The sequence below is a fragment of the Prevotella dentalis DSM 3688 genome (assembly GCF_000242335.1).
Lineage (GTDB): Bacteria > Bacteroidota > Bacteroidia > Bacteroidales > Bacteroidaceae > Prevotella > Prevotella seregens.
Genome location: NC_019960.1, coordinates 547,141 through 560,920 on the forward strand (window position 1 = coordinate 547,141; position 13,780 = coordinate 560,920).

At 61.7% G+C, this 13,780-nt stretch carries 11 protein-coding genes; 5 read left to right on the forward strand and 6 right to left on the reverse strand.

Annotated elements, in window-relative coordinates:
* Positions 1–24 precede the first annotated feature (24 nt).
* The 6 genes from PREDE_RS02195 to PREDE_RS02220 all read right to left on the reverse strand — a co-directional run bounded on the left by PREDE_RS02195 (position 25) and on the right by PREDE_RS02220 (position 9,239).
* Positions 25–2,451, reverse strand: coding sequence for a TonB-dependent receptor (locus tag PREDE_RS02195; RefSeq protein WP_005843749.1), 2,427 nt, complete (start codon positions 2,449–2,451; stop codon positions 25–27).
* A 283-nt stretch (positions 2,452–2,734) separates the two neighbouring features.
* Entirely contained in the window at positions 2,735–4,942 is a 2,208-nt protein-coding gene (locus PREDE_RS02200) for a sodium-translocating pyrophosphatase (RefSeq protein ID WP_005843748.1), read from the reverse strand.
* A 197-nt stretch (positions 4,943–5,139) separates the two neighbouring features.
* Positions 5,140–6,156: a branched-chain amino acid aminotransferase gene (locus PREDE_RS02205; RefSeq protein WP_005843747.1), complete on the reverse strand. Its 1,017-nt coding sequence runs from the start codon at positions 6,154–6,156 to the stop codon at positions 5,140–5,142.
* Between the two features lie 85 nt (positions 6,157–6,241).
* Entirely contained in the window at positions 6,242–6,433 is a 192-nt protein-coding gene (gene xseB / locus PREDE_RS02210) for an exodeoxyribonuclease VII small subunit (protein ID WP_005843745.1), read from the reverse strand.
* Positions 6,434–6,445: 12 nt separating this feature from the next.
* Complete coding sequence (gene xseA, locus PREDE_RS02215) at positions 6,446–7,762, reverse strand: exodeoxyribonuclease VII large subunit (protein WP_005843743.1); 1,317 nt, start codon at positions 7,760–7,762, stop codon at positions 6,446–6,448.
* Positions 7,763–7,781: 19 nt separating this feature from the next.
* The gene (locus PREDE_RS02220; protein ID WP_044126756.1) at positions 7,782–9,239 is read right to left on the reverse strand and encodes a S8 family serine peptidase; all 1,458 of its coding nucleotides are present in this window, start codon (positions 9,237–9,239) and stop codon (positions 7,782–7,784) included.
* A 129-nt stretch (positions 9,240–9,368) separates the two neighbouring features.
* Between PREDE_RS02220 and PREDE_RS02225 the strand changes: the two genes are divergently transcribed.
* The 5 genes from PREDE_RS02225 (at position 9,369) to PREDE_RS02245 (ending at position 13,770) form a co-directional block, all read left to right on the forward strand.
* A complete protein-coding gene (locus tag PREDE_RS02225) occupies positions 9,369–10,751 on the forward strand; it encodes an MATE family efflux transporter (RefSeq protein WP_005843739.1) in 1,383 nt (460 codons plus the stop codon).
* A complete protein-coding gene (locus PREDE_RS02230) occupies positions 10,744–11,409 on the forward strand; it encodes a cytidylate kinase-like family protein (protein WP_005843738.1) in 666 nt (221 codons plus the stop codon). The genes PREDE_RS02225 and PREDE_RS02230 overlap by 8 nt, the downstream gene beginning before the upstream one ends.
* 39 nt (positions 11,410–11,448) lie before the next feature.
* Positions 11,449–11,775: a hypothetical protein gene (locus tag PREDE_RS02235; protein ID WP_005843736.1), complete on the forward strand. Its 327-nt coding sequence runs from the start codon at positions 11,449–11,451 to the stop codon at positions 11,773–11,775.
* Between the two features lie 30 nt (positions 11,776–11,805).
* Positions 11,806–12,987, forward strand: coding sequence for a formate-dependent phosphoribosylglycinamide formyltransferase (gene purT, locus PREDE_RS02240; RefSeq protein ID WP_005843734.1), 1,182 nt, complete (start codon positions 11,806–11,808; stop codon positions 12,985–12,987).
* A 384-nt stretch (positions 12,988–13,371) separates the two neighbouring features.
* Entirely contained in the window at positions 13,372–13,770 is a 399-nt protein-coding gene (locus tag PREDE_RS02245) for a sugar 3,4-ketoisomerase (RefSeq protein WP_044126881.1), read from the forward strand.
* The last annotated feature ends 10 nt before the right edge of the window (positions 13,771–13,780 follow it).

Consider the following 13,780-nt stretch of genomic DNA (forward strand, 5'->3'; position numbering starts at 1 on the left):
TTTTGAATTTTGAATTTTGCATTGCTAAATCTTGATGGTCACGTACCCCATGGCCGTGAAGCCGGCCATAGGCATGTAGCCCAGCTGGTAATAGCGGTGCTGTTCGGGGTATTTGTTGCCCACGATGGCCGAGTAAGCCCAGCCGGAGGCGGCATAGTGACGGTCGAAGATGTTGTTGAGGCTGAGCCCGAACACGGCTTCCTTGATGCCGGCCACGCGGCGGGACAGTCCCAGCGTGTAGCTCAGGTTCACGTTGGTCTGCGTGTAACAGGGCAGCGAACGGTCGCGGTTGGCCGTGTTGTCCAGGTACTGGCGGCTCACATAGTTGGTGTGCCAGGTGGCCTGCAGGCCGCGATAGTGCAGGTTGAGGAAGCCGTTGAGGATGGCCGCGGGCGAGAAAGCCAGCGTGGAATGGTCATAGTGCACGGGGGTGGGGGCCATTTCTTTCCAGTCGGCATTGTAGGTTTCCACCACCTCGTCGAAGTCCTTGATTCTGTTCTGCGAGAGGGCGGCGTTGCCTATGACGGTGAGCCACGACAGGGGGCTCCAGTCGGCGTTCAGCTCTGCGCCCATGCGGTAGCTCTTTTTCACGTTGGTGGTGAGCGACTCGCCGATGTCGCTCTTCTGCCCCGTCTGTACAAACTGGTCCTTATAGTCCATGTAATAGAGGTTCACGCCGGCGTGCCAGTTGCCGCCCGCATAGTTGTAGCCCAGCTCGAAGTCGGTCAGGTGCTCGGCGTTGGGTGCGGGGTAGGAGCCGTTGTTGGTGAAGTTGTTGCGCTCGGGTTCGCGGCTCGCATAGGCCACGGAGGCGTAGGCGCGGTGCCCGCCCCGGTGGAAAGTGACGCCGGCTTTGGGGTTGAAGAAGTTGTAGTGCTTGTCGATGTCGAGCGCGTGGTTGGTATAAGTGCCGTCGGCTTTTTGGTAGAACCGGTCGTTGATGCCGTCGGTCTTGTAGTCCACGTGGCGGTATTGCAGGTCCGCAAACACATCCCACGCTTGCGTGAGGTGCATGGTGCCTTTCAGAAAGGCCGAGTAGTCGTTCTTGTCGGCATCCGAGTCGTAGTATTTGTTGCCGTTCCAAGGGTGCAGGAAATCAAGGGCTTTCTCGGACGGCCCCACGTAGGAAATGTAGTCCAGATAGCCGAAGTGGTTGCCGCGGAACTGCTGCAGGTTCACGCCGCCGAGGATGTCGAACGTGTTGTCGGTGTAGTTGGCGTTGTAGAGCAGGCCGTAGGTGTGCTGGCACAACCCCTTGCGGCGCACGAAGTCGCCCTTTTTCACGGCGGGCTTCAGCTTTTGTCCGGGGACGGGCTGCTGGCCGGCCGGCACGGGAACGATGCCAAACTTGGCAAACTTATAGTTGTATTTGAACTCTTTGTAGTAGCCGTAGCCGTAGGTGTAGTGCAGGGCGGCGTTGTGTGCCCAGTGGGCGTTGGGCTTCCAGGTAGCCGAGAGAATGTTGTGGTTCTGGTAGAAATTGTCGGTGGTCTTGTCCCACAAGCGGCCGCCGTCGAGCTGGTAGCGTGTGGTCTGGTAGTTGCCGTTGGCGTCCTTGACAAAGGCCCACGTATGGTCGTCGAAGACCATCCGCTCGTAGAGCGGGTTGAAACGGCCAAGCCCGTGCGCGTACATGTCCTTGTAAGTGCGTATGCCGTCGTAGCTGTTCAGGCTGTAGTCGCTGTTGCCTGCGGTGATGCCGTTCCAGGCCTGGCCGGTTTTTTCAAAGTTGCCCACGTTCTTGTAGCGTAGCGTGAAGTTGCTGCCCAGCCACGTCAGTTCGCCGTAATAGGAGCCCGATCGGCCGCTCGTGCCGTGCAGGTAGCCGTCGGTGCCCGTCTCGTGGTAGGCCCCGTCGAAGATGAGGTGGCCCCAGAGCAGCCCCGTGGAGAAGCTGGCCCCCGTGTGATAGCTGTTGTAACTGCCGTAGGCACCCGTCACTTCGAGACGTGGCACCTCGCTCGGGGCGGCCATGGCCAGCGAAATGGAACCGCCGAAGGCCCCGTCGCCGTTGGTCGATGTGCCGATGCCCCGCTGTATCTGCGCCGAGCCCAGCAGGGCTGCGTAGGAGTTCATGTTGGCCCAGAAAACCGTCTGGTCTTCGGGTGAATTGAGGGCCACGCCGTCGAGTGTCACGTTGATGCGGCTGCCGGCAGCGCCTCGGATGCGCATGTGGGTGGTGCCGATGCCCATGCCGTTCTCGCTCCACGCCAACACACCGGGCGTTTGGGCGAAGAGCAGGGGAAGTTCCTGCCCCGACGCGGAGAAGTTCTTGAGTTGTTGTTTGTTGAGGTTTGCCACCGCAAACGGTGCGTTTTGCTGGGCGCGCACGCCCTTGACGACCACTTCTTGCAGGTCGGCCAGCATGATGGAGTCTGCGTCAGCCGCCTGTGCGGGCACCGTGCCGAGGGCAGCCAATGCCAGCGTTGAGGTCCAAATCAGCTTGTTCATGGATACCTTAATGATGAAACAATGATACGTAAAGGGATGAAATCTTACCTACGCCGGCATTATCCGGATCAGGTTCGAGGGTATAATCTCAGCCGCCCAAACGGGCTGGCACCCCTTAGAAAGCCGTTTGCTTTCCGCATGCAAAGGTACGGCTTAAATGTGAAAGCGTCAAAACATTTGCCCGGAAAATGGCCAAAAAAGTGCCGTTTGCACCGTCGTCAGGGTGAAAGGACGGTGCAAACGGCATGGGTTGAGGCCCGGATGTGGCCCGAATCAGGCCGTCTCAGGCGAAGGCTATCGTGAGGCCGGCCATGACAATGCTCACCATTGACATGAGTTTAATGAGGATATTGAGCGAGGGCCCCGAGGTGTCCTTGAACGGATCGCCCACGGTGTCGCCCACGATGGTGGCTTTGTGGCAGTCGGAGCCCTTGCCGCCGAAATGGCCTTCCTCCACGTATTTCTTGGCGTTGTCCCAGGCCCCGCCGGCATTGGCCATGAAGACGGCCAGCGTGAAGCCGGCAGCCAGTCCGCCCACGAGCAGGCCCAGCACCCCGGCCACACCGAGCAGCAGTCCCACGACGATGGGGATGACAATGGCCAGCAACGAGGGCACAACCATCTCGTGCTGGGCGCTGAGCGTGGAGATTTCCACGCAGCGGCCATAGTCGGGCGTGCCCGTGCCGTCGAGAATGCCCGGTATCTCGCGGAATTGCCGGCGCACTTCCTCGACCATTCGGGCGGCCGCACGCCCCACGGCACCCATCGTAAGGCCGCAGAACAGGAAGGCAGCCATGGCCCCCACAAAGGCTCCCACGAGCACTTTGGGGTTCATCAGGTTCACCTGGAAGAAGTTCATGAAGTCGGGTATTGTGGCCTGGGCGGCATCGATGGTCTGTCCTCCCACGCTGGTCATCGTGTCGCCCACGCGGTGCATGGCTATCTTCACCTCTTCTATATAAGAGGCCAGCAGGGCCAGGGCCGTGAGGGCGGCCGACCCGATGGCGAAGCCCTTGCCCGTTGCAGCGGTGGTATTGCCCAGTGCGTCGAGGGCATCGGTGCGCCGGCGCACCTCCTCACCCAGCCCGCTCATCTCTGCATTGCCCCCGGCATTGTCGGCAATGGGGCCGTATGCGTCGGTGGCCAGCGTGATGCCCAGCGTTGAAAGCATGCCCACGGCGGCGATGCCGATGCCGTAGAGCCCGGTCTGGATGCTGTGAGCGCTCATCGACATGTCGAAGCCGTTGCCGCAGAGGTAGCTCAACAAGATGGTGGCCGAGATGGTAAGCACGGGCACACAGGTGGAGATCATGCCCGTGCCGATGCCCTTGATGATGACCGTGGCGGCCCCGGTCTGTGAGGAACGGGAGATGTCCTGCGTGGGGCGGAACGACTGCGAGGTGTAGTATTCGGTAGCTTGGCCGATGACAACTCCGGCGGTCAGCCCGCTGACGACGGAGAAGCCCACGCCCACCCAGTTGTCGATGCGCAGCAGCCAGAGGATGAGGAACGTGGCGACGGCAATGAGTGCGGCGGCCGTGTTGGTGCCCATTCCGAGCGAGTGGAGCAGGTTTTTCATCGTGGCCCCCTCGCGGGTGCGCACCAGCCAGATGCCCAGCAGGCTGAGAAACACCCCTACTGCAGCGATGAGCATCGGGGCGACGACGGCGCGCATCTGCATGTCGCCGGCCGCCGAGGCAAAGGCTGTGGCCCCCAGAGCCGCCGTGCTGAGGATGGAACCGCAGTAGCTTTCGTAGAGGTCGGCCCCCATTCCGGCCACGTCGCCCACGTTGTCGCCTACGTTGTCGGCAATGGTTGCGGGGTTGCGCGGGTCGTCTTCGGGGATGTCGGCCTCCACCTTGCCCACGAGGTCGGCCCCCACGTCGGCGGCTTTGGTATAGATGCCGCCGCCTACACGGGCGAAGAGGGCCTGTGTGGAGGCACCCATGCCAAAGGTAAGCATGGTGGTGGTGACGGTGATGAGGGCACTGCTGTCGCCCTTGTAGAACCAGGTGAGGACGAGGAACCATGCTGCGATGTCGAGTAGACCCAGCCCCACCACTACGAGACCCATGACGGCTCCCGAGCGGAAAGCCACGCGCAGCCCGCGGTCGAGGCTGTGGCGCGCGGCGTTGGCCGTGCGGGCACTGGCGTAGGTGGCTGTCTTCATGCCGAAGAAACCGGCCAGTCCGCTAAAGAATCCGCCGGTGAGAAAAGCAAAGGGAACCCACGGGTTCTGGGCGTTGAAGCCGTAGGCCATGACGGCAAAGAGGATGGCCAAAACCAGGAAGACGACGAGCACCACCCGGTATTGCTGTTTCAGATAGGCCATGGCACCGCGGCGTACGTATAGGGCAATCTCGGCCATGCGGGCGGTGCCCTCCTCCTCTTTCATCATACTGCGGAAAAAATACCAGGCCATAGCCAGCGCGCAGACCGAGGCCAGGGGGATGATCCAAAAGACAAAAGGAATTGTTGTTTCCGTGTTCATAAGCGTTTGTCAGTGTTGAAGGTTTAGTCGGATAGTTGAAACGAAAGTGCAGACAAGCCGCCGGAAGCACCGTTTGCTGTGTTTTCCAAGGCTTGTCTGCACCGTCGTGGCTGCACTCCGGGGAGCCGGAGGCGTATCTTTTTGGGGGTCGGGGTCATGCCCCGGAGGTCTGGGGGCACCGGTCGGCGCGCCTCCGCTTAGTCGATGACCACGGTTGTCCAGCCGTGTTTGTCCTCGATTGTGCCATACTGGATGCCGCGCAGGGTCTCGTAGAGCTTGGTCGACCAGGGGCCGGGCTTCGTTCCGTAGTTGTATTGCTTGCCCGTGTCGAGGTCGTCCAGATGGGAGATGGGCGAGATGACGGCCGCTGTGCCGCAGGCGCCGGCCTCCTCGAAGGTCTCCAGTTCGTCCTCGGGGATGGGACGGCGTTCCACTTTCAGCCCCAGGTCTTCGGCAATCTGCATGAGGCTCTTGTTGGTGATGGAAGGCAGGATGGACGAGGATTTCGGCGTCACATACGTGTTGTTCTTGATGCCGAAGAAGTTGGCGGCGCCACATTCATCCACATATTTCTTCTCTTTGGAGTCCAGATAGAACTCGCTGGCATAGCCTTTCGCGTGGGCAATCTGGTTGGCTTTGAGCGAGGCGGCGTAGTTGCCGCCCACCTTGTAGATGCCGGTGCCCAGCGGTGCAGCACGGTCGTAGTCGCGGATGATGACGTAGGGGTTGCTGGCGAAACCGCCCTTGAAGTAGGGGCCTACGGGTGTTACGAAGATGAGGAAGCAGTATTCCTTGGACGGATGCACGCCCACCTGTGCGCCTGTACCGATGAGCAGCGGACGTATATATAAGGTGGCGCCGCTCTCGTAGGTGGGAATCCACTCTTGGTTGAGGCGCACCACCTTCTTCACCATCTCCTCGAACAGCTCCGTGGGCACCTCGGGCATCAGAATGCCGCGGCATGTATTTTGCAGTCGGGCGGCGTTTTCATCCATCCGGAACACGCGCACCTTGCCGTCGGGACAGCGGTATGCCTTGAGCCCTTCAAAGGCTTCCTGGCCGTAATGCAGGCAAGTGGCGGCCATGTGGAGCTTGAGATACTCGTCCGAACTCACCTCCATTTCGCCCCATTTGCCGTTCCGATAGTAACAGCGCACGTTGTAATCGGTCTTGATGTAACCGAAAGACAAATTAGCCCAATCCAATTCTTTCATATCTTTTTTGCTTTAAACGTTCGGCTTATAAATCATGGCAAAAGTACGAATAATAATTATATATCGCAACAATTGCCGCCGTTTTCTACCCGTTGGCCAGGATTTTCTGTATCTCGGCGTCGGTTTTGGTGAGCCGATCCTTGCACAGCTTGATGAGTTGCTGCGCTTTCTTGAGCTGCTTGGACATCTCATCGATGTCGAGTTCATTGTTTTCCAGTCGCTCGACAATGTCCTCCAGCTGTCGGATGGCATCCTCGTATTTGGTCTCTGTTGCCATGGTTGGTGATGTTTAGGATGGGTGGTGAATGGGGTTTACGGTGGAGCGCACGGTGCCGTGTTCCAGTCGGGTCTCTATCTCGTCGCCGGGTTTGAGCTGCGACGCGTCGTGCACGGCGCGGCCTTGGTGCAGCGTAATGCTGTAGCCGCGGCTCAGCAACAGCTGCGGGTCCACGGCGCGCAGCCGCAGTTGGGTGCGTTCCAGCCGGTGCATTTCGTCGGTCATGCGCTGCTTGGCGAGGGTGGGCACGAGAGCTTCGAGCTGTTGCAGCCGGGCGGCGGCCCCGCCGAGCTGTCCCTGGATAAGGGCGGTGAGCTGGGTGGAGAGGCGTTCGAGCCGCGCCTCCTGCCTCACTTTGACCAGCGAGAACAGCGTGGGGATGCGTCCGGCACAGCGTTCGAGCCGCGCGTGGGCCGTCTCCAGGCGGCGACTCACGCAGGTGGTCATGCGGCGTTGGCAGTCGTCCACGTGGTGCCACACCCCGGCCAAATGGTCCACAAGCAGGGCTGCCGCCGCCGTGGGCGTCTTGACACGGGTGTGCGAAACCATGTCGAGGATGCTCTCGTCGCGCTCATGTCCAATGCCCGTGATGATGGGCAGGGGGAAGTTGGCCACGTTCTCGGCCAGGGCAAGGGTGTCGAATCCGCTCATGTCGGCCGTGGCGCCGCCACCCCGAATAATCACCACCACGTCGAAACGGTCGGCTTCGGCGTTGATGGCATCGAGGGCGGCGATGATGCTCGGCTCCACTTGATCGCCCTGCATGACGGCCGGAAACAGCTGCGGCTCAAAGGCCAGACCGAGCTCGTTATCGGCCAGTTGACGGCAGAAGTCGCCGTAGCCGGCCGCCTGTTCGCTGGAAATCACGGCAATGTGCTGGGCAAACAGGGGGATAGTGAGCTCTTTTTGCAGGTCGAACACCCCCTCCTGCTGCAGCCGTCGGACGATTTCCCGTCGCTTGCGGGCCATGTCGCCGAGGGTGTAGGTGGGGTCGATGTCCTGCACAATCCACGCAAACCCGTAGGCCTCGTGGAAGCTGGCGGCCACCTTGAGCATCACTTTCATGCCCGCGTGCAGGGACTGCCCGGTCGTCTGCTCGAACTTGGGGCGCAGCAAGGCCCAGCGGCTCTTCCAGCATTTGGCCGAGGCGCGGGCCACGGGCGTGGGCGAGAACAGGTCTTTCTGCACGAGTTCCATGTAGCAGTGGCCCCGCACCTCGCGCACCTCGGACAGTTCGGCCTCCACCCAATAGCAGGTGGTGAAGGTCGATTCGATGACTTCGCGCACCAGCGCGTTGAGCTCGAAGAGGGTTAGTGCCGACGCTTTCATGCTGCGGTGCCTCCTGCGTTTAGTTGTCGACGGCGGCCGGTTCGTGGCCGAGCCCCGCCTGATAGGCTTTCCAGAAGTCGGGGATGCCGTGGCCGAACACGTTGTCGGGATGGTCGGCGCGGCTGCCGGCCTTGCGCACCAAGTCCATAATCTGGCTGGCTGTCTTGCCCGGAAGCGCCTGCCACAGGCAGGCCACCATGCCGCAAAGGATGGGCGTGGCAAACGAAGTGCCGTTGGCTTGGGTGATGACGCCCGAGCCGTCGATGACCGTGGCCCCCACGCCGCGCGACGCCACGTCGGGTTTGACGCGCCCGTCGATGGAGGGGCCCACGGAGCTGAACGCTGCGTTCACGCTGTCTTTGTTGAGTGCGGCCACGGTGAGCACGTCCTCGGCGTCGCCCGGACAGCCGATGCGCTTCCACGAACGCATGCCTTCATTGCCCGCGCTGTTCACCAGAATCATGCCCTTGCGGGCCAGCATCGAGGCCGTTCGGGAGATAAGCGCGGTGTGTCCGTCCTGCTCGCGGTACTGGTGTGTGGCCGCTTTGTCGTCGAATTGGTGGTATCCCAGCGACGAGTTGATGATGTCGGCACCCACGGAATCGGCGTATTCGGCGGCCTGTGCCCAGTAGTCTTCCTCGACGAGGTTCTCGGTGCGGCCGTCCTCGCTGCGCAGCAACAGGAAGCTGGCACCCGGCGCCGTGCCCACGAAGAGGCTGTCGGCGTGGGCCGCCATGTCCGAAAGCACCATCGTTCCATGGTCCAACAGCCGGTAGACGTCGGCCTGATAGGGGTACACCATGTCGCGTTGTCCCACGATGTTGACCTGTTGCAGGTAGCCGATTTTGTCGGCGTTCATGAAGCCTCCGTCGATGATGGCGATGAGCTTGCCCTCGCCGCGGAAGCCCGCTGCATGGAGTCTTGCTCCATTGAGCATGTCTATCTGGCTCTGCCCCAACCCGTAGCGATGGGTGCGGGGACGGCGCAGGGCGGCCGTGTCGGCCACGACGGTGTCCACGCGTTCCGCCCTGATGGAGTCGGGAGTGGTGAACACCCGCGTCACCTTGGCGACGAAAGGCAGCCCCGTGAAAAGGTCTGTGGCGGCCGTGCGGGCCGTCTTGACCAGCACAGTGTTGTTCCATTTGCTACCGCCGATGACGTGGAACCCCCGCTCGGCCAGCTGCCTGAGATAGCGTTCGGACAGGGGCAGGTCGGTAGAGTCCACCTGCAGTCCCTGCCGGTAGCGCCGTTCCAGCGCCTTCTCCGACAGGAATTTTTCGGGATGTTTCAGGCTGTGTGCCGTGCCCCGCTTGTCTTTCAGAGCGAGGCGGTAGATGCGGAACTGCCCGTCGGGATAGGCTGTGGAGTCGGCCCGGAGGGCCCAAAGCCGGCCCCGCCCGGCCTCAAGCTCCGCGCCCATGGCCCAAAGGCTTGCGCCACTGACCCAGAGGAGCAGGAGGAGTAAAGTTTTTCTCATTCGCAATATCTGTTCTATATAGCTGCGGTTCGCGTGTGATTTACGGCGAATCACGTGCAAAAGTAATGTGAAAATGGCGAAACTCCAAATCTTTTTCGTAATTTTGCAATCCGACATTTGTACGTTCTCATGACGCAAGACAACACTGACAACCGCAAGGCGACGCTCGAATTGGGCACCAAGCCCGTGGGCCGGCTGCTGGCGCAATACGCCCTTCCGGCCATCATTGCCATGACGGCCTCCTCGCTCTACAACATCATCGACCGCGCGTTCATCGGTCAGGTGGTGGGGCCCATGGCTATCTCGGGTCTGGCCATCACGTTCCCGTTCATGAATCTGTCGGGTGCTTTCGGTGCGGCGGTGGGCATAGGGGCCTCCACGGCCATCTCTGTCAAGCTGGGACAACGCGACTATCAGACGGCCGAACGGCTGTTGGGCAACACCGTCACCCTGAATCTCATCATCGGTTTTACGTTCGGAGTGGTGTGCCTTTTGTTCCTCGACCCCATTCTTCGCTTCTTTGGCGCGAGCGAGCAGACGCTGCCCTACGCCCGCGACTTCATGCAGGTGATACTGGCCGGAAACATGATTACGCACATGTACTTCGGCATGAACGCCGTGCTGCGCGCCGCCAGCAAGCCGCGTCAGGCCATGTATGCCACCATCTTCACCGTGGTCATGAATATCGTGCTCGACGTCATCTTCATTCTTTGGTGGGGCTGGGGCATCCGCGGCGCCGCCTTTGCCACGGTCATTTCGCAGACGCTGGCCCTCGTTTACCAGATGAAACTCTTTGCCGACCGGCGCGAACTGCTCCACCTCAAGCGTGGCATCTACTGCCTCAAGGCCGGTCTGGTGAAGAACATTGTGGGTATCGGCATCTCGCCTTTCCTCATGAACGTGTGTGCCTGCATCATCGTTATCTTCATGAACAACCAGTTTGTGCGCTTCGGCGGCGACCTTGTCGTGGGCTCTTACGGCATTGCCAACGCCATCTCCACGGTGTTCCTCATGTTTGTGTTGGGCCTCAATCAGGGCATGCAGCCCATTGCAGGCTACAACTATGGCAGCCAGCAGACCGACCGTTTGATGCGTGTGCTGCGCCTCTCCATCGTGGGCGCCACCTGCATCATGACCGCCGGATGGCTCGTGGCCATGCTGTTGCCCTACTATTGCGCCCGTCTGTTCACGGCCGACGCCACGCTCGTCGCGTTGTCGATCAAGGCCATCCGCATCAACATGTTCTTCTTCCCGGTCATTGGATTTCAGATGGTGGTCACCAATTTTTTCCAGTGCATCGGCAAGGTCAAGGTGAGCATCTTCCTCTCGCTGTCGCGCCAGCTGCTGTTCTTGCTGCCGCTGCTGGCCGTGCTGCCCCGGTTCTTCGGGGTCGATGGCGTGTGGTATTCGCTCCCCGTGTCCGACCTCACGGCCGCCCTCGTGGCCGCGGCCATCATGTCTCTGTACATGCGAAAGTTCAAGAAACAAGTCATATCCTCAAATCATGGATGAGCAAAACATCATTATCAACGTCGGCCGGCAGATCGGTTCGGGCGGCCGGGTGATTGCCAGGCAGCTGGCCGAGTGTTTCGATTGCACGTTCTACGACCGCGAACTGCTCAATCTGGCCGCCAGGGAGAGCGGTTTCAGCGAGCGATTCTTCGAGCAGAACGACGAGCGTAAAGGCTTTCTCCGCTCCCTCTCCCACGTGCACGTGCCCCTCATGGGCGAGAACAATTACTACAAGAACAACTTCTCACAGGAGAGTCTCTACCAGTTCCAGAGCGACGCCATACGCCGTGCCGCCGAGGCGGGCAGCTGCGTGTTCGTGGGGCGCACGGCCGACTACGTGCTGCGCGACTTCCCCAACGTGGTCAACATCTTCGTCACGGCCCGCCTGGAGCAGCGCGTCGAGCGGGTGGCCCGCCGCCATGGCCTCAATGCCGCCGCCGCCCGCAAGTACATCGAGAGTCACGAGGACGCCCGCTCCTCCTATTACAATTACTACACGGGCAAGCGTTGGGGCCAGGCCGAGAGCTACGACCTCTGCATCAATTCCAGTCTGCTCGGCATCGAGGCGTCGGCCCGACTCGTGGCCGAGTTCATCCGCCAGCGCATGGCCCGGCCGGCCGCAACGGCTGCGCCCACGGCCCCCGAGCCCCTGCGTTGAGCCCTGTAGTCAACCCCGAAAACCAAACCCCGCGTCTTCATGGACACCTGTTCCCAACAACTGCACCAGTGTCTCGACCTCATGGCTCGCTCCGCGCTGCTCTTCACCGACGGCGACCGGGCCAACATGGACATCCTCATCACCATGCTCGGCGAGGTGGACAAGCAGATCATCTGCGCCCGCTACGGCCTCTTCGGCACGGCCCGGCAGCCCCTTGAAGCCATTGCCGCGCGCTATGGCGTGCCGCCCGGAGCCATCGTCGAGATACTGGAGAAAGACCTGCGCAAGCTCGCCGTCACGCCCGAGTGGCAGATGCTGCTGAGCCGGTTCCCGCCCCTGGTGCGGCGGCGGCTGGGCGACGGGTAGCCGTGGACGACCGAAAAACAAGATGAAACCATGAAAAAAATCCTGTTGTTAGGCTCGGGCGAGCTGGGCCGTGAGTTTGCCATTGCGGCCAAACGCGCCGGGCAGTACGTCATTGCATGCGACCGTTACGACCGGGCGCCGGCCATGCAGGTGGCCGACGAGCGCGAGGTGTTCTCCATGCTCGACGGCGATGCCCTCGAGGCCGTGGTGCGGAAGCACCGCCCCGACATCATCGTGCCCGAGATAGAAGCCATCCGCACCGAGCGGTTGCTGCGGCTGGAGCAGGGCGGCGTTCAGGTGGCGCCCTCGGCCCGGGCCGTCAATTTCACCATGAACCGCCGCGCCATCCGCGACCTGGCCGCCCATGACCTGGGGCTGCGCACGGCCAAGTACTTCTATGCCAAGACGTTCGACGAGTTCAAGTGGGCCGCCGACGAGATAGGCTTCCCCTGTGTGGTGAAGCCCCTCATGTCGTCGTCGGGCCACGGACAGAGCTATGTGCACAACGACGATGAGCTGCGCGAGGCTTTTCGCGAGGCCATGGAGCAGGGACGCGGCGACGTGAAAGAGGTGATCATCGAGGAGTTTATCGACTTCGACTCCGAGTTCACCCTCCTCACCGTGACGCAAAAAGCCGGCCCCACGCTCTTCTGTCCGCCCATTGGCCACGTGCAGCGCGGCGGCGACTACCGCGAGAGCTGGATGCCCTTTGCCCTCGCCCCCGAGGCCCTGAAGGCGGCCGAGCACATGGCTGCCGAGGTGACGCGCGCCCTCACGGGCTGTGGCATCTGGGGCGTGGAGTTCTTCCTGACGAAGCAGGGCGAGGTGATTTTCAGTGAGCTGAGCCCGCGGCCGCACGACACGGGCATGGTTACGCTGAGCCATTGCACCAACCTCAGCGAGTTCGAGCTCCACCTGCGGGCCGTCCTCGGTCTGCCCATCCCGGCCATTCACCTGGAGCACAGCGGGGCCTCGGCCGTGGTGCTGTCGCCGGTGGAGTCGGCTGAGCCGCTCGATTACCACTTGGAAGCGGTGTGCGCCGAGGACCGCTCGCGCGTGCGCATCTTCGGCAAGCCCGAGGCCCACATAGGCCGTCGCATGGGTGTGGTGCTCTGCTACGACGAGCTGGGCTGCAACATGGATGCCCTGCGCGGCAAGGCCCGTCGGCTGGCCGCCACGGTGCTGGGCACCGATCCGTACATGAAGAAGTAGCCGCCGGCCGGCCGCTGGGCCCGGGCGAGGGCGCCGCTGCGCCGCCGTGGGGTGGGCGAGGTGATGCCGTGAGGCGTGGGGCGTGCCGTCCCGGGGCGTGCGTTGTGATGCCATGAGGCGTGGGGCAGAATGCCCCGAGGTATCGGGGGCGTTGCGAAAATGCCGTTATCGCGTCGTGATTACGCCGTTATCGCCGCGCGTTTGCGCCGTTGTCGCGATGCGTTTACGCCGTTATTGTGATGCCGTTACGGCGTGGTGGAATGGCGAACAACAGGGTGCGGGGGCTGCGCGCCAGTTTAATGGCATTGCCAATACTCATGCAACGTTGCGCCAGCCCCATGCGTTTGCATCGGCAACTTCCGTAAAAACATAAACTTGAAGATGATGAAACAACTTGGAGAAATCATAAATCTGCCCAAAATCACCGACCCGCGCGGCAACCTCACCGTGGCCGAACAGTTGCGCGACGTGCCTTTCGGCATCAGCCGCGTGTACTGGACCTACGACGTGCCCTCGGGCGAACACCGCGGGGGACACGCCCACCGGCACTGCCGCGAGCTGATTATCGCCGTGAGTGGATCGTTCACGGTGACGCTCGACAACGGCGCCGACCGCCGCTCCTTCCTGCTCAACCATCCCTACCAGGGGCTTCTGGTGGAGCGGATGGTGTGGCGCACGCTGGAAGATTTCTCCTCGGGCGCCGTCTGTCTGGTGCTGGCCGAGGATGCCTTCGACGAGGTCGACTACATCCGCGACTATGCCGAATACCGCAAATCCCTGTAACCTTGGAGCC

Coding starts and splice junctions, on each gene's coding strand:
- PREDE_RS02195 (WP_005843749.1), bottom strand. CDS start 2,451: ATGAACAAGCTGATTTGGACCTCAACGCTGGCATTGGCTGCCCTCGGC.
- PREDE_RS02200 (WP_005843748.1), bottom strand. CDS start 4,942: ATGAACACGGAAACAACAATTCCTTTTGTCTTTTGGATCATCCCCCTG.
- PREDE_RS02205 (WP_005843747.1), bottom strand. CDS start 6,156: ATGAAAGAATTGGATTGGGCTAATTTGTCTTTCGGTTACATCAAGACC.
- xseB (WP_005843745.1), bottom strand. CDS start 6,433: ATGGCAACAGAGACCAAATACGAGGATGCCATCCGACAGCTGGAGGAC.
- xseA (WP_005843743.1), bottom strand. CDS start 7,762: ATGAAAGCGTCGGCACTAACCCTCTTCGAGCTCAACGCGCTGGTGCGC.
- PREDE_RS02220 (WP_044126756.1), bottom strand. CDS start 9,239: ATGAGAAAAACTTTACTCCTCCTGCTCCTCTGGGTCAGTGGCGCAAGC.
- PREDE_RS02225 (WP_005843739.1), top strand. CDS start 9,369: ATGACGCAAGACAACACTGACAACCGCAAGGCGACGCTCGAATTGGGC.
- PREDE_RS02230 (WP_005843738.1), top strand. CDS start 10,744: ATGGATGAGCAAAACATCATTATCAACGTCGGCCGGCAGATCGGTTCG.
- PREDE_RS02235 (WP_005843736.1), top strand. CDS start 11,449: ATGGACACCTGTTCCCAACAACTGCACCAGTGTCTCGACCTCATGGCT.
- purT (WP_005843734.1), top strand. CDS start 11,806: ATGAAAAAAATCCTGTTGTTAGGCTCGGGCGAGCTGGGCCGTGAGTTT.
- PREDE_RS02245 (WP_044126881.1), top strand. CDS start 13,372: ATGAAACAACTTGGAGAAATCATAAATCTGCCCAAAATCACCGACCCG.